A 20,887-nucleotide genomic window follows, 5' to 3' on the forward strand; every position below is an offset into this window, starting at 1 on the left:
GGCATGGTTATTAAAATGTGAATAAATGACACACCCTGTCATTTCGGGTGCACAGAACTTGCCGGTTAAATCATCAGAAATCCACGCAGGTCTGATAATCACTGGCTTCATGCGCTTCCCAAATTAATTCCCGTCGTGGACATATCCTGTCACCCCTCTCCTTTAGAATCTTATTTCTTTCAGTCAGTTAACAATGCGGAGGAACTTCCATGCCACTGACAGAGCGCCGCTACGACAGGCTGGCGGTCAGGCTGTCGCTGATTATCAGCCGTCTTGTGGCGGGTGAAACGTTAGAGATGCAAAAACTGGCAACCGAGTTTGATGTGTCGGTCCGTACCCTGTACCGGGATTTTCGCGAACGACTGATGTATCTGGACCTCGAGTGTCATCAGGGATGCTATCGCCTGCGGACCGGTGCAGGTCCGCAGGGTGAACTGGATGTGCTGACTTTTGCATACCGGGCCGGGCTGGCCGATATCTTTCCGGGGCTGGACCGGCGTCTGGCGGGCGCACTGCTGGCATCGGATGGAACCCCTTGCCTGGTGTGGCAGTCACCACAGCCGATAACGGCCACCAGCCCGCTGGTATTTTATCGGCTGGTCAGCGCCATCACCGGCAGCCAACGTGTATTGCTGCTCGCGGATGGTGAACGTTGTGACGGACTGGCTCCGTACCGTCTGATATTTCTCGACGGCTGCTGGTACCTCACCGGTGAACTTAACGGGCATATAACCGTGCATCCTCTGGCGACCATCCATGCAGTGACAATCCTGAACACCACTTTTACCCCGCGAAAACGTCTCAGCCAGTTAACCACACAGGCGGGCTTTATCCGGGCCCTTCCGCACTTCAGCTGTATTCGCGAAGTCCTGTCACTGGGGCCTTCTGATGAAGAGCCTGGCAGAACTTTGGCTCAATGACTTATGTTAAGAAGGAAAAACAATGACCTGGCATTACGAGAGAAATGGAATACGTCGCGATAATGTACCTGAAGACGACATCACCGACCTGATTATGCTCGGTGAACCGACCACTGGCATCTGCTATATAGACAGGAGGTCATCGAACTGAAACTGAATTCATCTCACTGTTAGCATTTGTGTTAATGCATAAAACATACTCTCAGCTAACGACCAAATTTAAAGTAGTGGTTACCACAGCCGATACTTACCATCTGATCTTTCTACATTTTCAAAAAGGATACTCATGAAAATATTATTTATTGCCCTGACACTTTTTTTAAGCTTTTACGTAAGCGCCTCAACGATGGAAGATGCCGCCAAATGCACAGATAATTGCCCTTATCCAAGGGAACTGTACAAGTCTGACAAAAATTTTGCGGCAGAGCTAAACGATAACTTGAAATCTATTGGTATTAAGAATCCACTTTCTCCTGAGGGCTTACTGAACGGTGTTGAAACACCAGTAGAACGTTATGGAGATGGTAAAAATTTTATACTGGTAGGTAGTATATGTGGAAGTGATTGTTTCACCAGTTTCAAATTTCTTTTTGATTTAAATACACAGAAAATGAAATCAGCCTTGATTGAAAATGGCAAAGTAACTCTTATGGGTAACCCAACTCAAGATATAGTTAATTTTCTGCTTAAAGACGAAAATGTGGTTATTCCTAAAGTGCAAACTGCTACTGCAGAGCGCAATGATATTCCTGCTAACACTATTTGGTCATTCAAGGATCCAAATGGGCGTGTGCTGTGGGATGTATGCGGTGGAAAACAAAGTTCATGTACTATAGTTTTAGCCGCTACTAACAGAGTGGCAGTTGTTAACCGCAAGTCTACCAACGGTTGTGCGCTGGGCGATTTCTATGTCGTAGCAAAACCAGAAAAGACTTGGAATCAATACGATACAGGAACTTGCAGTAGCAATGCCTACTTCAGTCAAGGCACGATGAATAACGGTCAATATCGTACTGTTGATGTCCGTCTTAACGGTGAACTCGTTAAGCGATTTCCTGTAGAGTATTGGTCGTTGGTTAAATCATTTTCTGGTGAAAATCGGCCAAAATGGAAAGAAAAAACCACAGGGAAACAATTTTTTGAAACTAATGAGTGAGAATTTCTATCATGACAATAGACTGTGATTTACTGATTTAAAAAATAGATTACCCTCAGTTTAAATTGGCGTAGAAAATAATCAAAAAAGTTCATCTAGTCTGTCATCCTCATGCCCCACAACCAAGTTGGGGGGCATGCCAGTTAAACTAATAATGTCTATTCAAGTATCATTTTTAGTTTTATTAAAAATTAATAAAACTCATTTTTAAAAATTCTTTTATTACCTATACACCAGCCATCGTCGCTGGCGTTTTTATTGACGGAGAATATCCATGACGACACAAACGCAATGCGAATTGATGTCCGCTAATGAACCTCAATTTGACCTTACTTCAACACCAGTACCTGACGAACAGCGTCTCGATTTCTGGCCGCTGTACTTTGGCGATATCCCGCAATGGATATCGCTGGAACCCCGTATTTTCGCCTGGATGGAGCGCTTTTGTGATGAGTACAGCGGTGGTATCTGGTCCTTTTACACGCTCAGCAGCGGCGGCGCGTTTATGGCCCCTGATGCTGACGGGGACGATAAATGGCATCTGTTCAACGGCATGAGCGGCAATGGTGCGGAAATGAGCGCGGAAGCCGCAGGTATTGCTGTCTGCCTGATCGAATACAGCCATCACGCTTGTCGCACCGAATGCGATGCCATGACGGAGCACTATTACCGCCTGCGGGATTACGCCCTGCAGCACCCTGAATCCAGCGCCATTCTGCGCATTATTGATTAAGGATACTCATGATGGAACAGTCACTTATCCCACAGGCTCCGGCACTTCCATTGACCGCACAGCGCACGGTAAAACGCGCTTTAACGCTGCTTGACCGACACCTGCGAGAAACAGGTGTAGCATTCACCTCCACTCAGGCTGCCCGTGACTGGCTGAAACTGAAAATGGCGGGACTGGAGCGCGAAGAGTTTATGGTGCTGTATCTGAACCAGCAGAACCAGTTGATTGCCCATGAAATCCTGTTTGCCGGTTCTATTAGCAGTACCGAGGTACATCCTCGTGAGGTGGTCAAACGCGCCCTGTACTTCAATGCGGCAGCAGTGATACTGGCGCATAACCACCCTTCCGGCGACACCACGCCCAGCCAGGCAGATAAGACCATTACGCAGCGTCTGGTGCAGGCGCTCCAGCTCATTGATATCCGTGTGCCTGACCACCTTATCGTCGGTGGCTCGCAGATATTGTCGTTCGCCGAACATGGTCTGCTCTGAGGTATTACATGAAAATTATCAGTAAACGCCGGGCGATGACGATTTACCGCCAGTATCCGGCCTCCCGCATTTTTCGATACTGCACCGGCAGATACCAGTGGCACGGCAGTGTCTGTCATTACACCGGTCTGGCCGTTCCTGACATTCCCGGCGTGCTGGCTGTATACGCTGAACGCCGCCAGGACCGCGACGGACCTTATGCCTGTCTGATGAGTATCACTCTGAACTGACAATAAAGGTGGTTATAAATGAGCAACATTACATGGGGCCTGCAGCGGGATACCACGCCGCGTCTGGGAGCCCGTCTGGTACAGGAGGGCAACCAACTGCATTATCTGGCTGACCGGGCCAGTATCACCGGTAAATTCAGTGACGCCGAATGCCGGAAGCTGGATGAAACATTCCCGCACTTTATCAGCCAGATGGAATCGATGCTGACCACTGGTGAAATGAATCCTCGCCATGCCCACTGTGTCACCCTGTACCACAACGGTTTTACCTGCGAAGCCGATACCCTTGGCAGTTGCGGCTACGTATACATCGCTGTTTACCCCATCCAACGATAACGAATTTCACGAGAGAAAGCATGAAAACTCTACCTGCTATAATTTCGCGGGCGGCGAAGCCCTGTCTGTCGCCCGTTGCAGTCTGGCAAATGCTACTTACACGCCTGCTGGAAAAACACTATGGTCTGACCCTGAACGATACGCCGTTCTGTGATGAAACCGTTATACAGGAACATATCGATGCCGGTATTACGCTGGCTGATGCCGTTAATTTTCTGGTGGAAAAATACGGACTGGTTCGTATCGACAGGAATGGATTTATCTGGCAGGAACAATCACCTTATCTTCGGGCCGTTGATATTCTGCGAGCGCGGCAGGCAACTGGCTTATTGCGACAAAGCCGTAACAACGCAATACGTTGAATATTGCGTACAACCTTCCCGAATTACATTCCTGATCTTTCTCCCTTGTTTACTTATTGCATAATGCGCCTGCCATTACTTGGTGGGCGCGTTTGCTTTTTACGGACAAACTATCATGCAAACAGAAGCTGAAGTATTAACCGAACATAGCGAGCTAATTTACTCGACCAGTATTGAACGCATAGTGACAGGCCGCGATACAGCACTAAAAAAGATCGAGCAACTCATCCAACAACTTGATGCCATCTCACGGTTAACCTCAGAAATTGGCGGGGGTACAGCGCAAGACTGGGCGATGAAGGCCGGGCACCGTTACGATAGCTGGATGACCGAAAAGGTAGATAAAGCGCTGCCTGCCGTCACCCGCAATATTGACTGTAGTATCTGGCGAGACTTGATGTTGAAGTCTGGCATGATGGCCTTGATGGATGCTCAGGCCCGTGACCAGTGGCATAAGAACCTGGAGGAGGGGGAGCTACCCGCCATTAGCGAGGCGAATATCCTCAGTACTTTTGAGCAGCTACATCTGAACAAAATGGATGTATTTGAGCGTGGCATTATCAATGTCTTCAAAGGGCTGTCGTGGGATTACAAAACCAATAGTCCCTGCAGCTTTGGTAAAAAGATCATCGTCAACAATTTGGTGACGCATAACCGCTGGGGATTTAGTTTGAATTGGGGTTGGCGTAGGGATCAACTGGCGGATCTGGAGCGAATGCTATTTCTGCTGGATGGTAAACCGATACCCGAAAACCGTGGCGATGTTACTACACGGTTGATGGAGCATATTCGGGACAACCCTTCGAAGGATGTCTACGAAGATGATTTTTTCAGTATCCGTTATTTTCAGAAAGGAACCGCGCACATCACTTTTAAGCGGTACGATCTGACAGAAAAGATGAATGATATTGTGGCGAAGCACTATCCGGGGATGCTGGCAGCGAGATGAAGAGGGCAGGGAGGCAATTCCTTACCTGACCCATTACCTAACCCATTACCTAACCCATTACCTAACCCATTACCTAACCCATTACCTGACCCATTACCTGACCCAAATCGCATCCAAAGAAAAAGGAGTCAGACGATTTCTCATCTAACTCCTTGTTTTATTTGGTGGCCCCTGCTGGACTTGAACCAGCGACCAAGCGATTATGAGTCGCCTGCTCTAACCACTGAGCTAAGGGGCCGTGGCGGGGAATTATAATGGAACTGCCGTAAGCAATCCAGCGTAAAGCGCATGGTTGCTGTTTTTATAAACAATGTGTTTTCAATCCTTTATACTCACCGCACGCGTAATCAAAACAGGAACTGTCATGATCAACGATATCCTGACCTCTGGGCTGCGGGTGGTGTTCTGCGGCATTAACCCGGGGAAGTCCTCGGCGCATACCGGCTTTCATTTTGCGCATCCGGGAAATCGCTTCTGGAAGGTCATTCACCAGGCCGGGTTTACCGACCGACAGCTGAAGCCGGAAGAGGAGCAGCACCTGCTGGATACCCGCTGCGGGATAACCATGCTGGTGGAGCGGCCAACGGTGCAGGCAAACGAGGTCGCGCTGCATGAGCTGCGCAGCGGCGGGCGGGAGCTTATCAAGAAAATCGAGGACTACCAGCCTGCGGCGCTGGCGGTACTGGGCAAGCAGGCGTTTGAGCAGGCGTTCAGCCAGCGCGGCGCGCAGTGGGGAAAACAGCAGGCGGCGATCGGCGCCACGCAGGTGTGGGTGCTGCCGAATCCCAGCGGCCTTAACCGCGCGTCGCTGGAGAGCCTGGTGGCGGCCTACCAGGAGCTGGATGAGGCGCTGGCGGTGCGGGGGCTGTAGTGACCAAATAAAAAGCTCCCCGCAGGGAGCTTTTTCGTTCAGAACGGGGATTAGTCGTCCAGGAAGCTACGCAGCACTTCAGAGCGGCTCGGGTGGCGCAGTTTACGCAGCGCCTTCGCTTCGATCTGACGGATACGTTCGCGGGTTACGTCGAACTGTTTACCCACTTCTTCCAGCGTGTGGTCGGTGTTCATGTCGATACCGAAACGCATACGCAGAACTTTCGCTTCACGGGCGGTAAGGCCCGCCAGCACGTCGTGCGTTGCCGCACGCAGGCTCTCGGTGGTGGCAGAATCCAGCGGCAGCTCGAGGGTGGTATCCTCGATGAAATCCCCCAGATGCGAATCTTCATCGTCGCCGATCGGCGTTTCCATGGAGATAGGCTCTTTGGCGATTTTCAGCACTTTACGGATTTTGTCTTCCGGCATCAGCATGCGCTCGGCCAGTTCTTCCGGCGTCGGCTCGCGGCCCATCTCTTGCAGCATCTGGCGAGAAATACGGTTGAGCTTGTTGATGGTCTCAATCATATGCACCGGAATACGGATGGTGCGCGCCTGGTCTGCGATAGAACGGGTGATCGCCTGACGGATCCACCAGGTTGCGTAGGTGGAGAACTTGTAGCCACGACGGTATTCGAACTTATCAACCGCTTTCATCAGGCCGATGTTGCCTTCCTGAATCAGGTCGAGGAACTGCAGACCGCGGTTGGTGTATTTCTTGGCGATAGAAATAACCAGACGCAGGTTCGCTTCCACCATCTCTTTCTTCGCACGACGGGCTTTCGCTTCGCCGATAGACATACGACGGTTGATGTCCTTAACCTGCTCGATGGTCAGGCCGGTCTCTTCTTCAATCTGCTGCAGCTTCTGCAGGCTGCGCTGAACATCTTCAGTCACATCGTGCAGTTTTTCGGACCACGGCTTGTTCATCGCGATAGCCGCGTTGAACCAGGTCTCGCTGGTTTCGTTGCCGGTGAACAAGGTGATGAAGTTTTTCTTCGGCATTTTGCACTGCTCAACGCACAGCTTCATGATGATACGTTCCTGAATACGAACGCGCTCCATCATGGTACGCATGCTGTTGACCAGATAATCGAACTGTTTCGGCACCAGGCGGAACTGCTTGAACACCTCGGAAAGCTTCAGGATCTCTTCCTGAGCGGCAGCGTGGCTGCGGCCTTTGGCTTTGATGGTGTCACGCGTCACTTCATACTGGGCGCGCAGCTCGCCGAATTTCTCGCGGGCCAGCTCCGGGTCGATGCTGTTGTCGTCGTCGCTGGAATCGCTGTCGCTGTCTTCGTCTTCATCTTCTTCATCGTCGTCATCCATCTCTTCCTGAGACAGCTCGGAACCGACGTGCGTGGCGGTAGGCGCCATGTCTTCTTCGGCGTTCGGGTCGACAAAACCGGTGATCAGATCGGAAAGACGGGCTTCAGCCGCTTCAACGCGGTCATACTGCTCAAGCAGGTAGGTGATCGCTTCCGGGTATTCGGCAACGGAGCACTGGACCTGGTTGATGCCATCTTCAATACGTTTGGCGATATCGATTTCGCCTTCGCGGGTCAGCAGCTCAACGGTACCCATTTCACGCATGTACATGCGTACCGGGTCGGTGGTGCGCCCGATTTCAGATTCAACGCTGGAAAGCACCTGCGCGGCAGCTTCGGCAGCATCTTCGTCCGCGGTGTTTTCGGCGAGCATCAGATCATCGGCATCCGGTGCTTCTTCCATCACCTGAATGCCCATGTCGTTGATCATTTGGATGATGTCTTCGATCTGATCGGAGTCGACGATATCTTCCGGCAGATGGTCATTGACCTCGGCATAGGTCAGATAGCCTTGCTCCTTACCACGGGTGACAAGAAGCTTCAGCTGTGACTGCGGGTTTTGCTCCATAAGACGGTATCCACACTTAATTCGTTTGATTGGTGTCGGTCGGCGAAACGAACCGCCAACTTTTAAAACGAGGGCTAATTTATATTTATGCCGCTGCGCCTCGTGCGGCTGTCGGGGGCTTCCCGAACGATATTCGGCACTTAAGCCGTTAAATTCACTTTTTGGCCAGTTCCTGGCTGATAGTCCAGAGTTCCCGGCGTTCTTCGCTGCTCAAACCGTGTGTGCGATCACGGGCGATAAGCTCTTCCTGTCGCAGTTCAAGCATCGAATCAAACATATGATTGAGCGAGTCGGTGAACGTTTTCTCAGCAATCTCTTTATCTGCTATATCGTCCCACATCGACAATTTTTCAAGGGTCGCGGCCGCTTTTGTACCGCGGTACTGCTCGAGCAGCTGCCCGGTGGTCAGGCCCGGCTGCGCTAAGCAGCTATTCACCAGCTCGCTAAACAGAGCCAGACCAGCCATCTTTTCCGGGTTAAGCCCGGTCAGCGGCGGCACCAGAGCGGCCAGCTCCGGGTTTTGCACCAGTAACCCTATCAGTATACGCATGGTTGTGCGTTTTAGCTGTGGAACGGGGCGGGGCGCGCTGTTTTCCGCCTGCTTTGGCATTAAACGTTCAAGCTGCGCATCGTCGAGAATGCCCAGCTTGTTTCCCAGCTCCTGGCGCAAATAAATGCGCAACGTTTCGCCCGGCACCTGGCTGATGAGCGGCAGCGCCAGCGTGCTGAGCTGCGCGCGCCCGTCCGGGGTGCTCAAATCGACCTGCGGCATCAGGCTGTTAAACAAAAACGTGGAGAGCGGCTGAGCCTGCTCCATCCGCGCTTCGAACGCTGCCTTGCCCTCTTTACGCACCAGCGTATCCGGGTCTTCGCCGTCGGGCAGAAACATAAAGCGTAGCTGACGTCCGTCCGTCATGTACGGCAATGCGGTTTCCAGCGCGCGCCAGGCGGCGTCGCGTCCGGCGCGGTCGCCGTCGTAGCAGCAGATGACGTTATTGGTCACCCTGAACAGGAGCTGAATGTGGTCGGCGGTGGTGGAGGTGCCCAGCGACGCGACGGCATAGTTAATGTCGTACTGCGCCAGCGCCACCACGTCCATATAGCCTTCAACCACCAGCAGCCGCTGCGGTTCTGCTACCGCCTGCTGCGCTTCATAAAGGCCGTACAGCTGGCGGCCCTTATGGAAAATATCGGTTTCCGGGGAGTTGAGGTATTTCGGCAGGGCATCGCCCAGCACGCGACCACCAAAACCCATTACCCGGCCACGCTTATCGCGAATCGGGTACATCACCCGCTCGCGGAAGCGGTCGTAGCTGCGTCCCTGATCGTTGGTCACCAGCATGCCCGCATCAATCAAAGACTGGCGGTTTTCAGGGTTGGCGCCAAAACGTTTTAATACGTTATCCCAGCCGGGCGGGGCATAGCCGATCGCGAATCGGGATATGACCTCGCTGCTTAAACCGCGCTTTGTCAGATACTGACGCGCCGGTTCGGCGGCAGGTTGGTTCAGGGATTGTTGGTAAAACGCATTCAGACCATCCATTAACTGATAGAGATTCTGCCGTTGATGGCGTTCTATCTGGCTTGGTCCGCTACCTGCTTCAAACGGCACTTCGAGGTTGTGCATGGCCGCCAGCTCTTCGACGGTTTCGACGAACTCGAGTTTGTCGTAGTTCATCAAAAAGTCGATAGCGTTGCCGTGCGCACCGCAGCCGAAGCAGTGGTAAAACTGCTTTTCACCGTTGACGGTGAACGAGGGAGTTTTTTCGTTATGGAAGGGACAACACGCGTGCCAGTTTTTGCCCTGTTTTTTTAGCTTCACCCGCGCGTCGATAAGATCGACGATATCGGTTCTCGCCAACAGGTCATTGATAAAAACACGTGGAATACGTCCGGCCATAAGCCCCGTTAATTTTTAGCAACTCATGAACGAAAATAAGCCGCGCATTCCTTCCGGAAGCACGGCCTTTACAGCTAGAACTCAGTCTGAATTGAGGACGTGCGTCCTCAACAGATTAGTACAGACGAGTGCGGCGTGCGTTTTCGCGAGCCAGTTTCTTCGCGTGACGTTTCACAGCAGAAGCTTTAGCGCGCTTACGTTCGGTAGTCGGTTTTTCATAGAACTCACGACGACGAACTTCGGCCAGAACACCTGCTTTCTCGCAGGAACGCTTGAAGCGACGCAGTGCTACGTCGAACGGCTCGTTTTCACGTACTTTAATTACCGGCATGTAACTCTCACCTTTATAAATTCGGTTTGCCGCTGGCATCGACGCCAGCTTATTTCAAAATGGTGCGGAATTTTACTGCAACTACTGCTGCTTTGTAAAGCACCAATGCCGTCTTTGAACGGGACTTTTGTAAGGGAGCAGAGTATACACGAAGTCGGGTCTCAGGGTATACATCCAACCGCATTCGCCCTACACTGCGCGGTATTGAAACGAGGTAAAACGAACCATGCGTGTACTGGGAATCGAAACATCCTGCGATGAAACCGGCATTGCTATCTACGACGATGCTCAAGGGCTTTTAGCCAATCAATTGTATAGTCAGGTGAAATTACACGCTGACTACGGCGGCGTGGTGCCGGAGCTGGCCTCCCGCGACCATGTCCGCAAGACCGTACCGCTGATTCAGGCGGCATTAAAAGAAGCGGGGCTGACCGCTAAAGATATCGATGCCGTGGCGTATACCGCAGGCCCGGGCCTGGTCGGCGCGCTGCTGGTCGGCGCAACCGTCGGGCGTTCGCTGGCGTTCGCCTGGAACGTTCCGGCGATTCCGGTTCATCATATGGAAGGCCACCTGCTGGCGCCGATGCTGGAAGATAATCCGCCGCAGTATCCGTTCGTCGCGCTGCTGGTATCCGGCGGCCATACCCAGCTGATTAGCGTCACCGGGATTGGCGAGTACGAGCTGCTGGGCGAGTCGATTGACGATGCGGCCGGCGAGGCCTTCGACAAAACGGCGAAACTGCTGGGGCTCGATTATCCCGGTGGCCCGATGCTCTCTAAGCTGGCCTCGCAGGGCACGGCGGGGCGCTTCGTCTTCCCGCGCCCGATGACCGACCGTCCCGGGCTCGATTTCAGCTTCTCCGGGCTGAAGACCTTTGCGGCGAACACCATTCGCGACAGCGGCACCGACGAGCAAACCCGCGCCGACATCGCCCGCGCGTTTGAGGATGCGGTCGTGGATACGCTGATGATCAAATGCCGCCGCGCGCTGGATCAAACCGGCTTTAAGCGCCTGGTGATGGCGGGTGGGGTCAGCGCCAACCGTACGCTGCGCGCCAGGCTGGCGGAGATGATGCAAAAACGCCACGGCGAGGTGTTCTACGCCCGCCCTGAGTTTTGCACCGACAACGGCGCGATGATCGCGTATGCCGGGATGGTGCGCCTGAAGGCTGGCGCCCGCGCCGACCTCGGCGTGACCGTCCGTCCGCGCTGGCCGTTGGCGGAGCTGCCTGCGGCCTGATCAAAAAGCCGGATAGCGTTTCCGCTTATCCGGCTCTCTTCACTCTTTTTTCTTTCTCTTCAGCTTCAGCCTCGACCAGATTTTCGTCTCCTGACGTCGCCATAAGCGCTGAATGTTGTCATGATGACGCAGCAGGATCAGGCAGGAGAGCATCGACACCGGGAAGGTGTACTGCGGCTTGAACCACCAGACGTAAAACGGCGCCACCAGTGCGCTGACGATAGCGCCGAGCGAGGAGTAGCCGCTCAGCAGAATGGTCAGCAGCCAGGTGCCGGCCATGACGCCGGTGAGGTCCCAGCCGATGGGCGCGATGGCGCCGAAGGCGGTCGCGACCCCTTTACCGCCGCGAAAGCCGAAAAACACCGGCCAGATATGGCCCAGGCAGGCGGCAATGGCAACCATCCCCAGCCAAAAGGGCGTCAGCCCGAGCGCATAGGCGCCCCAGGTCGGCAACATTCCCTTCAGAATGTCGAATATCAGTACCGCTACGGCTGCTCCTTTGCCGCCAATTCGTAAAACGTTGGTCGCCCCGGGGTTGCCGGAGCCGCAGTCGCGTGGATCGGGCAAACCGGCGATGCGGCAGACCAGAATGGCGCTGGATATTGAGCCGCAAAGGTAGGCGAGGATAACCATTCCAGGCGCGATTGCACTCATAACGCTGTTCCGTTTTGAAAATGTATCTGTATTCTCTGCATCTGTGGATAATACGCATATTTTGCCGGAAGTGGTATCCGGCCAGGGCAAAAAGCAGGCAGGTCGTGATGGATATTGTATTTATAGAGCAACTTTCGGTAATCACCACCATTGGTGTTTACGACTGGGAACAGACCATCGAGCAGAAGCTGGTGTTCGATATCGAAATGGCGTGGGACAACCGCAAAGCCGCCGGTAGCGACGATGTCGCCGACTGTCTGAGCTATGCGGATATCAGCGAGGCGGTCGTCGGCCATGTCGAAGGCGCGCGTTTTGCGCTGGTGGAGCGGGTGGCGGAAGAGGTCGCTCAGCTTCTGCTGTCGCGCTTCTCCTCGCCGTGGGTGCGCATTAAGGTCAGTAAGCCTGGCGCCGTGGCGCGCGCGGCGAACGTCGGAGTGATCATCGAACGTAGCCAAAATCTGAAAGAAAACCAATAACGTCATCATTGTTAAACCAACAGGGTGTAAACCGGTCTTATCTCCGGACTCATTCATGTGGTTTTTTTATCTTTCTTAGGGGTTAATTTGATGGGCGATATGCATTCGCTGCTGGTGGCGGCAATACTGGGTGTTGTCGAAGGACTGACGGAGTTTTTACCGGTGTCCAGCACCGGGCACATGATCATCGTGGGCCACCTGCTGGGGTTCGAAGGGGAAACGGCCAAAACGTTTGAAGTAGTTATCCAGCTCGGGTCGATTCTGGCCGTGGTGGCGGTATTCTGGCGTCGTCTGTTTGGCCTTATCGGCATTCATTTTGGCCGTCCGCCGGTGCATGAGGGCGAAGGCAACGGCCGTCTGTCGCTCATCCATGTGCTGCTGGCGATGTTTCCGGCGGTGGTGCTGGGGCTGGTGCTTCACGATGCCATCAAATCGCTGTTTAACCCGATAAACGTGATGTATGCCCTGGTGGTCGGCGGCGTGCTGCTGATCGCCGCGGAAGTGCTGAAGCCGAAAGTGCCGCGGGCGAAAGGGCTGGACGATATGACCTGGGGCCAGGCGTTTCTGATTGGCTGCTTCCAGTGTCTGGCGCTGTGGCCGGGTTTTTCCCGCTCAGGGGCGACCATCGCGGGCGGGATGCTTCTCGGCGTCAGCCGCTATGCGGCGGCGGAGTTTTCGTTCCTGCTGGCGGTACCGATGATGATGGGCGCCACGGCGCTGGATCTCTACAAGAGTATGGGGTTCCTGACCGCCGCCGACGTTCCGATGTTCGCCGTCGGTTTTATCACCGCGTTTATCGTGGCGCTGCTGGCGATTAAAACCTTCCTGCACATCATCAAACGCATCACCTTTATTCCGTTCGCCATCTATCGCTTCATCGTGGCGGCGGTGGTGTACGCGGTCTTTATGTAACCGGCGGACAGCGCTGGTCTTTCCATTGCGCGACGGCCTGAATGCGCCGTCGCGTAAGCTCCTCCCGCACCTCCGCGCCCTTAAACCCGGCGTCGATCACCGCTTTGGTCGGCACCGCTCTGGCAACTTCCCAGGCTTCGCGCAGCAATCGTCCCTGCGGGTAGTCACAGGCTTCAAAGCCGGTGCGTCCGCGTACGTCGGCTTCGCTGGTCAGCGCGATCTGCTCCACGCGCTGCGGCTTGCGCCAGGCGTCGATGGCATCAAACAGCTTCACGATGGTGGCCGGTTTGAGGATCGGAAAGGTGTGGATCAGATCGTGGAATTCGGCGACAAGCTTTGCCAGGTCGCGGATCTCATTGGGTACCCGCAGCCGCGCGCAGAGCTGCTCGACCAGCTTAACGCCCGCCGGGCCGTGGCCGTGATGGCGCGGCCAGAACGCTTTCGGCGTCAGCCCCTTGCCGAGGTCGTGACACAGCGTGGCGAAACGGACGTCGACCGCCGGTGACAGCATCGCGGCCATAGTGAGGGTCATCAGCGTATGCACGCCGGTGTCGATTTCCGGGTGCCATTTCGCCGGCGCCGGTACGCCATACAGCGCGTCCACCTCCGGAAACAGCACCTTCAGCGCGCCGCAGTCGCGCAGCGTCTGAAAGTAGACCTGCGGGTTGCGGGTGGTGAGCGCGCTTTCGGTCTCTTTCCATACCCGCTCCGGCGTCAGGTGCGCCAGCTCTCCGGCGGCGGTCATGTCGCGCATTAGCGTCATCGTTTCGTCGGCGATGCGAAAGCTCAGATGGGCGTAGCGGGCGGCGAAGCGCGCCACGCGCAGCACGCGCAGCGGGTCTTCGCTGAAGGCGGGGGAGACATGGCGCAGCAGGCGGTTTTGCAGGTCGCGCTGGCCGCCGTAGGGGTCGATTACCGTACCGTCATCGTCCTGGGCCAGGGCGTTGACGGTCAGGTCGCGGCGCAGCAGGTCCTGCTCCAGAGTGACGTCGGGGGCGGCATAGCAGGTAAAGCCGGTATAGCCAGAACCGGATTTCCGTTCGGTGCGGGCCAGCGCGTACTCTTCGTGGCTGTCCGGATGCAGGAATACGGGAAAATCGCGGCCTACCTGCTGGTAGCCCGCGTCGAGCATTTGCTGCGGCGTGGCGCCGACGACGACCCAATCTCTGTCTTTGACCGGCAGGCCTAACAACGCATCACGAACAGCACCACCGACCAGAAAACGCTTCACGCCTCACTCCCTTTCACTTTTATAACCGCAAATAACTGCACGATGATACGAAAGTATAGGAGAGAAGGCGACGCGAAATTAGTTCATCCAGCGGTCTTTGCGCTTGCGGCTCGGCACCAGATGCGGCAGCACCAGGCCCATAATCAGGCCGACGCCCAGCACGCCGCCGCCGTACATAAACCACTGCATAATGATGGTGCGCTGTTTGTCGTCAAGCTGCAGGTTGGCGACGCTGACCTTTTTTTGCGCCACGATCAGCTCGTTTTTCAGCTTCTGATTTTCATCCTTCAGGCTGTTAATCACGCCGTCGCTCTGCGCGACCTTTTTCTGCATATCCGCCGTGCGCTGGTTCCAGGTGGCGTCGATATTGTTCAGCTTATCGGTCAGGGTTTTGACCTGGTTTTCCAGATCCGGCACGCGGGTTTTCAGGCTTGGGGTGGTGCTCAGCTCTTTTAGCGGGATCCACGCGGTGCGGCCGCTGCTGTCGCGTACCTGACCGTACTGGCTGCCATCGTTGGTTTGCAGCAGGCTGACTTCTTCACCGGCGTTGACCGTGCCGACGAGGCGATAGTTATCGCCCGGACCGCTGCGTACCCAGGTATTCAGTTCGTCCGAAACGTAGCGTTTCTCTTCGGCGTGGGCCAGTCCGGAAACGCTAAGCGCAAGTAAAGTTAATCCAATCAGTCGTAATTTAGGCATCAGGTCATCGTTATTGTCATAAAAGTGGAACGATAGTAGTGGCATCAGTCTGACGATGCCAGACATTCTACGGCAATCGGAATCTTCCAGGAGGAGGAGGTCATTGCATGGTCGTTTGCCGCGAAATACACTCTACTGACAAAAAAGATGCGCGTAAGTTCGCGACAACCCGCATTCCCGTCAACGCAACCATAAGAAATCAGCGATGGATCAGGAAATCGAATTAAAGTTTATCGTGCGGCACGACGGCGTTGAGACGCTACGCCAGCATCTCAACACCTTCTGCGCTGAGCATATTCCTCCCGCGCAGCTGCTTAATATCTATTACGAAACCGCCGACAGCTGGCTGCGCCGTCATGACATGGGGCTGCGCATCCGCGGCCACAACGGCCAGTATGAGATGACGATGAAAATCGCCGGTCGCGTGGTGGGCGGGCTGCATCAGCGCCCGGAATACAATATTGCGCTGGAAAAGCCGGAGCTGGCGCTGGAGAAGCTGCCAGCCGGGGTGTGGCCCGACGGCGCGCTGCCTGCCGGGCTCAGCGAGCAGGTCGGCCCGCTGTTCAGCACCGATTTCCACCGTGAAAAATGGCTGGTGCAGCAGGGCGAGAGCCGCATTGAAATCGCGCTGGATCTCGGCGAAGTGAAGGCGGGCGCGCATCATGAACCCATTTGCGAGCTGGAGCTTGAGCTGCTGAGCGGGCGCGTTGACGACGTGCTGGCGCTGTCGGCGCAGCTGCTGGATCTCGGCCTGCTGCGTCAGGGCAGTCTGAGCAAAGCGGCGCGGGGGTATCATCTGGCGCAGGGGAATACGGCGCGCCAGATTAAACCGTCGGCCCTCAGCGGCGATGATAACGCGGCGCTTGACGCGGCGCTGGCGCACTGGCAGTACCACGAAGAGCTGTGGCTGCGCGGCAACGCGGCGGCTAAAGGGGAGGTCCTGCAGGCCGTAGAGGCAATTCAGGCCATTGCCGCCCGGCGCGATGCGCAGGCAGGCGAACGCTTCGCTCAGGTGCAGCAGCAGATAGCGGCGGCGGATGACGCCGCAACAATCGCCTTTAACCCGCAGGTCGCTCAGGCGAAGCTGCAGCTTACGACCTGGCTGGTATCAGGACACTAACGCATACGAGGCTTCCCGATGACGCCGCTTTCTTCGCAGTTACAGCAGCACTGGCAGACGGTTGTTGAGCGCCTGCCCGACGATATTATACCGCACACGCTGAGCGCCGACGCGCAGGCGGTGCTGGTGTTTAGCGAATTTGTCCAGCACAGCCTCGCGGCCCATCCTGAATGGCTGGCGGCGCTGGAGAAAGCGCCGCCGCAGCCTGACGAATGGCGGCATTACGCCGCATGGCTGCAGGCGAAGCTTGCCGACGTCAGCGATGAAGCCAGCCTGATGCGCGAGCTGCGCCTGTTTCGCCGCCATATGATGGTGCGCATCGCCTGGTCGCAGGCGCTGGCGCTGCACCCGACCGAAAGCAGCCTGCAGCAGCTCAGCGAACTGGCGCAGACCCTGATTGTCGCCGCGCGCGACTGGCTGTACGACGCCTGCTGCCGGGAGTGGGGTACGCCCTGTAACGCCCACGGCGAAGCCCAGCCGCTGCTGATCCTCGGTATGGGCAAGCTGGGCGGCGGCGAGCTTAACTTCTCCTCCGATATCGACCTGATTTTCGCCTGGCCCGAGCATGGCTCAACCCAGGGCGGGCGTCGCGAGCTGGATAACGCGCAGTTTTTTACCCGCATGGGCCAGCGGCTGATCAAAGTGCTCGACCAGCCCACCATGGACGGCTTCGTCTATCGCGTGGATATGCGCCTGCGTCCCTTCGGCGACAGCGGTCCGCTGGTGCTGAGCTTTGCGGCGCTGGAGGATTACTACCAGGAGCAGGGGCGCGACTGGGAGCGCTACGCGATGGTGAAAGCGAGGATCATGGGCGACAACGACGGCGCTTATGCGGGAGAGCTGCGGGCGATGCTGCGGCCGTTCGTGTTCCGCCGCTATATCGACTTCAGCGTGATCCAGTCGCTGCGCAGCATGAAGGGGATGATCGCCCGTGAGGTGCGCCGCCGCGGCCTGAAGGACAATATCAAGCTTGGCGCGGGCGGTATTCGCGAAATTGAGTTTATCGTGCAGGTCTTCCAGCTGATCCGCGGCGGGCGCGAGCCGTCGCTGCAGGGGCGTTCGCTGCTGCCGACGCTGGAGGCCATCGACGCGCTGCGCCTGCTGCCGGAAGGCGACGCCGGGCACCTGCGCGAAGCGTACCTGTTCCTGCGCCGCCTGGAAAACCTGCTGCAAAGCATCAACGACGAGCAGACGCAGACCCTGCCGGAGGACGCGCTGAACCGCGCGCGCCTGGCGTGGGGCATGGGGTTTGCCGACTGGGCGGGCATGTATGAGCGCCTCACCGCGCAGATGGCGCAGGTGCGGCGGATTTTCGACGAGCTTATCGGCGATGACGACGACGCCTCGCAGGATGAGCAGCTCTCTGAAAACTGGCGCGAGCTGTGGCAGGACGCGCTGCAGGAAGACGATACCACGCCGGTGCTGGCGCATCTGACCGATGACGCGCGTCGCCAGGTGCTCTCGCTGGTGGCCGAATTTCGTAAAGAGCTGGATAAACGCACCATCGGGCCGCGCGGCCGTCAGGTGCTGGATTTCCTGATGCCGCACCTGCTCTGCGAGGTGTGCAGCCGCGACGATGCGCCGGTGCCGCTGGCGCGCATCATGCCGCTGCTGACCGGCATCATCACCCGCACCACCTACCTTGAGCTGCTGAGCGAATTTCCGGGGGCGTTAAAGCACCTGATTCGCCTGTGCGCCGCATCGCCGATGGTGGCGAGCCAGCTTGCGCGTTACCCGCTGCTGCTGGATGAACTGCTCGACCCGAACACGCTCTATCAGCCGACGGCGATGGACGCCTATCGGGACGAGCTGCGCCAGTACCTGCTGCGCGTGCCGGAAGAAGATGAAGAGCAGCAGCTGGAAGCGCTGCGCCAGTTTAAGCAGGCGCAGCTGCTGCGTGTGGCGGCGGCAGATATCGCCGGAACGCTGCCGGTCATGAAAGTGAGCGATCACTTAACCTGGCTTGCGGAGGCGATCATCGACGCGGTGGTGCAGCTGGCGTGGACTCAGATGGTGGCCCGCTACGGGCAGCCGCGCCACCTCGGCGAGCGCCAGGGGTGCGGGTTCGCGGTGGTCGGCTACGGCAAGCTCGGCGGCTGGGAGCTGGGCTACAGCTCGGACTTGGATCTGGTGTTTTTGCACGACTGTCCGGCGGACGTCATGACCGACGGCGAGCGGGAGATCGACGGCCGCCAGTTTTACCTGCGCCTGGCGCAGCGCATCATTCATCTGTTCAGCACCCGAACATCCTCGGGCATCCTGTACGAAGTGGACGCTCGCTTACGTCCCTCCGGCGCGGCCGGTATGCTGGTGACGACCGCCGATGCGTTTGCTGATTATCAGCAGCACGAAGCATGGACCTGGGAGCATCAGGCGCTGGTGCGCGCCCGCGTGGTGTACGGCGATCCGCAGCTGCACACCCAGTTCGACGCGATTCGCCGCGACATCATGACTCTCCCCCGCGACGGCGGCAAGCTGCAGACCGACGTCCGGGAGATGCGCGAGAAAATGCGCGCGCATCTCGGCAATAAGCACCGGGACCGCTTTGACATTAAGGCCGATGAAGGCGGGATCACCGATATTGAGTTCATCACCCAGTATCTGGTGCTGCGCTACGCGCACGAGAAGCCGAAGCTGATTCGCTGGTCGGATAACGTGCGCATTCTCGAGCTGCTGGCGCAAAACGACATTATGGACGAGCAGGAGGCTCAGACGCTGACCCGCGCCTACACGACGCTTCGCGACGCGCTGCACCACCTGGCGCTGCAGGAGGAGGCCGGGCACGTGCCGCCTGACGCCTTCAGCGCGGAACGCCAGCACGTGACGGCGAGCTGGCGGAAGTGGCTGGTTACGCCCTGAAATGTGCTATTATCGCGCGCAATTGATGAATCTTTCTGGAGTCAGGAATGAAAGTTACGCTGCCAGCGTTTGAACGTGCGGGTGTCATGGTTGTCGGTGATGTGATGCTGGATCGCTACTGGTACGGTCCGACCAGCCGCATTTCGCCGGAAGCGCCCGTCCCGGTCGTCAAAGTGGATACCATTGAAGAACGCCCTGGCGGCGCGGCCAACGTGGCGATGAACATCGCTTCGCTTGGCGCGCACTCCCGTCTGGTCGGTCTGACCGGTATTGACGACGCCGCGCGCGCGCTCAGCAAAGCGCTGGCGGACGTCAACGTGAAGTGTGACTTTGTTTCCGTGCCGACGCACCCGACCATCACCAAGCTGCGCGTGCTGTCGCGCAACCAGCAGCTGATTCGTCTGGATTTCGAAGAGGGCTTTGCGGGCGTTGACCCGCAGCCGATGCATGAGCGCATTCAGCAGGCGCTGGGCCACATTGGCGCGCTGGTGCTGTCCGATTACGCCAAAGGCGCGCTGACCAGCGTGCAGACTATGATCCAGCTGGCGCGCAACGCGGGCGTCCCGGTACTGATCGACCCGAAAGGCACCGATTTTGAGCGCTATCGCGGCGCGACGTTGCTGACCCCGAACCTGTCTGAATTTGAAGCGGTCGCCGGGAAGTGCAAAGACGAAGCGGAAATCGTCGAGCGCGGCATGAAGGTGATTGCCGATTACGACCTTTCCGCGCTGCTGGTGACCCGCTCAGAGCAGGGGATGACGCTGCTGCAGCCGGGGAAAGCGGCGCTGCATATGCCGACGCAGGCGCAGGAGGTGTATGACGTCACCGGCGCCGGCGATACGGTGATCGGCGTGCTGGCCGCCACTCTTGCGGCGGGCAACAGCCTGGAAGAAGCCTGCTACTTCGCAAACGCGGCGGCGGGCGTAGTGGTGGGCAAGCTGGGGACGTCGACCGTTTCGCCCATCGAGCTGGAAAACGCGGTGCGTGGTCGCGCCGATACCGGCTTTGGCGTGATGAGCGAAGAGGAGCTCAAACAGGCGGTGCTGGCGGCGCGTAAGCGCGGCGAGAAGGTGGTGATGACCAACGGCGTGTTCGATATTCTGCATGCCGGACACGTCTCGTACCTCGCCAATGCGCGCAGGCTGGGAGACCGGCTGATCGTCGCGGTCAACAGCGATGCTTCCACGAAACGCCTCAAGGGCGAAACCCGTCCGGTGAACCCGCTAGAGCAGCGGATGATCGTGCTCGGGGCGCTGGAGTCCGTCGACTGGGTGGTCTCCTTTGAGGAGGATACCCCGCAGCGGCTGATCGCCGGGATCCTGCCGGACCTGCTGGTAAAAGGCGGCGACTATAAGCCGGAAGATATCGCGGGCAGCAAAGAGGTGTGGGCCAACGGCGGCGAGGTGATGGTGCTGAACTTTGAGGACGGTTGCTCAACCACCAACATCATTAAGCGTATTCAGAAGGATAGCGGCAAGTAATTTGCCGGTCATGCTGGATGTAAAAAACGGGCCAACTGGCC

The 20,887-nt window shown here is 56.8% G+C and carries 20 protein-coding genes, 1 tRNA gene and 1 pseudogene; 15 read left to right on the forward strand and 7 right to left on the reverse strand.

Annotation, left to right across the window (positions count from 1 at the left end):
• Positions 1-209: 209 nt before the first annotated feature.
• From ENTCL_RS03440 to ENTCL_RS03475, 8 genes are all read left to right on the forward strand, one after another.
• Entirely contained in the window at positions 210-920 is a 711-nt protein-coding gene (locus ENTCL_RS03440; protein ID WP_013364714.1) for a transcriptional regulator, read from the forward strand.
• Positions 921-1,206: 286 nt separating this feature from the next.
• Positions 1,207-2,076 carry a hypothetical protein gene (locus ENTCL_RS03445; RefSeq protein WP_013364716.1) on the forward strand — a complete coding sequence of 290 codons (870 nt, stop codon included), beginning with the start codon at positions 1,207-1,209 and terminating at the stop codon, positions 2,074-2,076.
• A gap of 274 nt (positions 2,077-2,350) precedes the next feature.
• Complete coding sequence (locus tag ENTCL_RS03450) at positions 2,351-2,809, forward strand: antirestriction protein (protein ID WP_013364717.1); 459 nt, start codon at positions 2,351-2,353, stop codon at positions 2,807-2,809.
• 8 nt (positions 2,810-2,817) lie between these two features.
• Positions 2,818-3,300 carry a RadC family protein gene (radC, locus tag ENTCL_RS03455; protein ID WP_013364718.1) on the forward strand — a complete coding sequence of 161 codons (483 nt, stop codon included), beginning with the start codon at positions 2,818-2,820 and terminating at the stop codon, positions 3,298-3,300.
• 8 nt (positions 3,301-3,308) lie between these two features.
• Complete coding sequence (locus tag ENTCL_RS03460; RefSeq protein ID WP_013364719.1) at positions 3,309-3,530, forward strand: DUF987 domain-containing protein; 222 nt, start codon at positions 3,309-3,311, stop codon at positions 3,528-3,530.
• Positions 3,531-3,548: 18 nt separating this feature from the next.
• Positions 3,549-3,866, forward strand: a complete 318-nt coding sequence (locus tag ENTCL_RS03465) for a type IV toxin-antitoxin system YeeU family antitoxin (RefSeq protein ID WP_013364720.1) — start codon at positions 3,549-3,551, stop codon at positions 3,864-3,866.
• Positions 3,867-3,886: 20 nt separating this feature from the next.
• A complete protein-coding gene (locus ENTCL_RS22615) occupies positions 3,887-4,228 on the forward strand; it encodes a TA system toxin CbtA family protein (RefSeq protein WP_013364721.1) in 342 nt (113 codons plus the stop codon).
• Between the two features lie 115 nt (positions 4,229-4,343).
• Positions 4,344-5,177: a DUF4942 domain-containing protein gene (locus ENTCL_RS03475; RefSeq protein WP_013364722.1), complete on the forward strand. Its 834-nt coding sequence runs from the start codon at positions 4,344-4,346 to the stop codon at positions 5,175-5,177.
• 162 nt (positions 5,178-5,339) lie between these two features.
• On the opposite strand, the gene ENTCL_RS03480 is transcribed toward ENTCL_RS03475, so the two are convergent.
• Positions 5,340-5,415 (reverse strand) — tRNA-Ile (locus ENTCL_RS03480).
• Positions 5,416-5,541: 126 nt separating this feature from the next.
• On the opposite strand from ENTCL_RS03480, the gene mug reads away from it, so the two are divergent.
• The gene (gene mug / locus ENTCL_RS03485) at positions 5,542-6,048 is read left to right on the forward strand and encodes a G/U mismatch-specific DNA glycosylase (RefSeq protein WP_013364723.1); all 507 of its coding nucleotides are present in this window, start codon (positions 5,542-5,544) and stop codon (positions 6,046-6,048) included.
• Between the two features lie 50 nt (positions 6,049-6,098).
• Here mug and rpoD read toward each other — a convergent pair whose 3' ends face one another.
• From rpoD to rpsU, 3 genes are all read right to left on the reverse strand, one after another.
• The gene (rpoD, locus tag ENTCL_RS03490; protein WP_013364724.1) at positions 6,099-7,943 is read right to left on the reverse strand and encodes an RNA polymerase sigma factor RpoD; all 1,845 of its coding nucleotides are present in this window, start codon (positions 7,941-7,943) and stop codon (positions 6,099-6,101) included.
• A 154-nt stretch (positions 7,944-8,097) separates the two neighbouring features.
• Positions 8,098-9,843: a DNA primase gene (gene dnaG, locus ENTCL_RS03495; protein ID WP_013364725.1), complete on the reverse strand. Its 1,746-nt coding sequence runs from the start codon at positions 9,841-9,843 to the stop codon at positions 8,098-8,100.
• Positions 9,844-9,958: 115 nt separating this feature from the next.
• Complete coding sequence (gene rpsU, locus ENTCL_RS03500; protein WP_001144069.1) at positions 9,959-10,174, reverse strand: 30S ribosomal protein S21; 216 nt, start codon at positions 10,172-10,174, stop codon at positions 9,959-9,961.
• A gap of 226 nt (positions 10,175-10,400) precedes the next feature.
• Between rpsU and tsaD the strand changes: the two genes are divergently transcribed.
• Complete coding sequence (tsaD, locus tag ENTCL_RS03505) at positions 10,401-11,414, forward strand: tRNA (adenosine(37)-N6)-threonylcarbamoyltransferase complex transferase subunit TsaD (RefSeq protein WP_013364726.1); 1,014 nt, start codon at positions 10,401-10,403, stop codon at positions 11,412-11,414.
• Between the two features lie 39 nt (positions 11,415-11,453).
• Here tsaD and plsY read toward each other — a convergent pair whose 3' ends face one another.
• Positions 11,454-12,068, reverse strand: coding sequence for a glycerol-3-phosphate 1-O-acyltransferase PlsY (gene plsY / locus ENTCL_RS03510; protein ID WP_013364727.1), 615 nt, complete (start codon positions 12,066-12,068; stop codon positions 11,454-11,456).
• Between the two features lie 107 nt (positions 12,069-12,175).
• Here plsY and folB point away from each other — a divergent pair, with 107 nt between their 5' ends.
• Together folB and bacA are read left to right on the forward strand one after the other, a co-directional pair.
• Complete coding sequence (gene folB, locus ENTCL_RS03515) at positions 12,176-12,544, forward strand: bifunctional dihydroneopterin aldolase/7,8-dihydroneopterin epimerase (protein ID WP_013364728.1); 369 nt, start codon at positions 12,176-12,178, stop codon at positions 12,542-12,544.
• A 90-nt stretch (positions 12,545-12,634) separates the two neighbouring features.
• Positions 12,635-13,456, forward strand: coding sequence for an undecaprenyl-diphosphate phosphatase (gene bacA / locus ENTCL_RS03520; protein WP_013364729.1), 822 nt, complete (start codon positions 12,635-12,637; stop codon positions 13,454-13,456).
• On the opposite strand, the gene ENTCL_RS03525 is transcribed toward bacA, so the two are convergent.
• Together ENTCL_RS03525 and ENTCL_RS03530 are read right to left on the reverse strand one after the other, a co-directional pair.
• Positions 13,449-14,687 (reverse strand): multifunctional CCA addition/repair protein, encoded by a 1,239-nt coding sequence (locus ENTCL_RS03525; protein ID WP_013364730.1) that lies wholly within the window; start codon positions 14,685-14,687, stop codon positions 13,449-13,451. The two genes, bacA and ENTCL_RS03525, sit on opposite strands and share 8 nt — an antisense overlap.
• 78 nt (positions 14,688-14,765) lie before the next feature.
• Positions 14,766-15,386 carry a TIGR04211 family SH3 domain-containing protein gene (locus ENTCL_RS03530; protein ID WP_013364731.1) on the reverse strand — a complete coding sequence of 207 codons (621 nt, stop codon included), beginning with the start codon at positions 15,384-15,386 and terminating at the stop codon, positions 14,766-14,768.
• A 205-nt stretch (positions 15,387-15,591) separates the two neighbouring features.
• On the opposite strand from ENTCL_RS03530, the pseudogene ENTCL_RS03535 reads away from it, so the two are divergent.
• The 3 genes and pseudogenes from ENTCL_RS03535 to hldE all read left to right on the forward strand — a co-directional run.
• Positions 15,592-16,497, forward strand: a pseudogene (locus tag ENTCL_RS03535) (CYTH domain-containing protein); the annotation flags it as partial.
• A 27-nt stretch (positions 16,498-16,524) separates the two neighbouring features.
• The gene (glnE, locus tag ENTCL_RS03540; protein ID WP_013364733.1) at positions 16,525-19,365 is read left to right on the forward strand and encodes a bifunctional [glutamate--ammonia ligase]-adenylyl-L-tyrosine phosphorylase/[glutamate--ammonia-ligase] adenylyltransferase; all 2,841 of its coding nucleotides are present in this window, start codon (positions 16,525-16,527) and stop codon (positions 19,363-19,365) included.
• 47 nt (positions 19,366-19,412) lie between these two features.
• Complete coding sequence (gene hldE, locus ENTCL_RS03545; protein ID WP_013364734.1) at positions 19,413-20,846, forward strand: bifunctional D-glycero-beta-D-manno-heptose-7-phosphate kinase/D-glycero-beta-D-manno-heptose 1-phosphate adenylyltransferase HldE; 1,434 nt, start codon at positions 19,413-19,415, stop codon at positions 20,844-20,846.
• Positions 20,847-20,887 lie beyond the last annotated feature (41 nt).

Origin of the sequence: [Enterobacter] lignolyticus SCF1 (genome assembly GCF_000164865.1) — a bacterium.
GTDB classification, from domain to species: Bacteria; Pseudomonadota; Gammaproteobacteria; order Enterobacterales; family Enterobacteriaceae; genus Enterobacter_B; species Enterobacter_B lignolyticus.

Coding starts and splice junctions, on each gene's coding strand:
- dnaG (WP_013364725.1), bottom strand. CDS start 9,843: ATGGCCGGACGTATTCCACGTGTTTTTATCAATGACCTGTTGGCGAGA.
- ENTCL_RS03440 (WP_013364714.1), top strand. CDS start 210: ATGCCACTGACAGAGCGCCGCTACGACAGGCTGGCGGTCAGGCTGTCG.
- ENTCL_RS03445 (WP_013364716.1), top strand. CDS start 1,207: ATGAAAATATTATTTATTGCCCTGACACTTTTTTTAAGCTTTTACGTA.
- ENTCL_RS03475 (WP_013364722.1), top strand. CDS start 4,344: ATGCAAACAGAAGCTGAAGTATTAACCGAACATAGCGAGCTAATTTAC.
- tsaD (WP_013364726.1), top strand. CDS start 10,401: ATGCGTGTACTGGGAATCGAAACATCCTGCGATGAAACCGGCATTGCT.
- mug (WP_013364723.1), top strand. CDS start 5,542: ATGATCAACGATATCCTGACCTCTGGGCTGCGGGTGGTGTTCTGCGGC.
- ENTCL_RS03530 (WP_013364731.1), bottom strand. CDS start 15,386: ATGCCTAAATTACGACTGATTGGATTAACTTTACTTGCGCTTAGCGTT.
- ENTCL_RS22615 (WP_013364721.1), top strand. CDS start 3,887: ATGAAAACTCTACCTGCTATAATTTCGCGGGCGGCGAAGCCCTGTCTG.
- radC (WP_013364718.1), top strand. CDS start 2,818: ATGATGGAACAGTCACTTATCCCACAGGCTCCGGCACTTCCATTGACC.
- glnE (WP_013364733.1), top strand. CDS start 16,525: ATGACGCCGCTTTCTTCGCAGTTACAGCAGCACTGGCAGACGGTTGTT.
- folB (WP_013364728.1), top strand. CDS start 12,176: ATGGATATTGTATTTATAGAGCAACTTTCGGTAATCACCACCATTGGT.
- plsY (WP_013364727.1), bottom strand. CDS start 12,068: ATGAGTGCAATCGCGCCTGGAATGGTTATCCTCGCCTACCTTTGCGGC.
- ENTCL_RS03465 (WP_013364720.1), top strand. CDS start 3,549: ATGAGCAACATTACATGGGGCCTGCAGCGGGATACCACGCCGCGTCTG.
- bacA (WP_013364729.1), top strand. CDS start 12,635: ATGGGCGATATGCATTCGCTGCTGGTGGCGGCAATACTGGGTGTTGTC.
- hldE (WP_013364734.1), top strand. CDS start 19,413: ATGAAAGTTACGCTGCCAGCGTTTGAACGTGCGGGTGTCATGGTTGTC.
- ENTCL_RS03450 (WP_013364717.1), top strand. CDS start 2,351: ATGACGACACAAACGCAATGCGAATTGATGTCCGCTAATGAACCTCAA.
- ENTCL_RS03460 (WP_013364719.1), top strand. CDS start 3,309: ATGAAAATTATCAGTAAACGCCGGGCGATGACGATTTACCGCCAGTAT.
- rpsU (WP_001144069.1), bottom strand. CDS start 10,174: ATGCCGGTAATTAAAGTACGTGAAAACGAGCCGTTCGACGTAGCACTG.
- rpoD (WP_013364724.1), bottom strand. CDS start 7,943: ATGGAGCAAAACCCGCAGTCACAGCTGAAGCTTCTTGTCACCCGTGGT.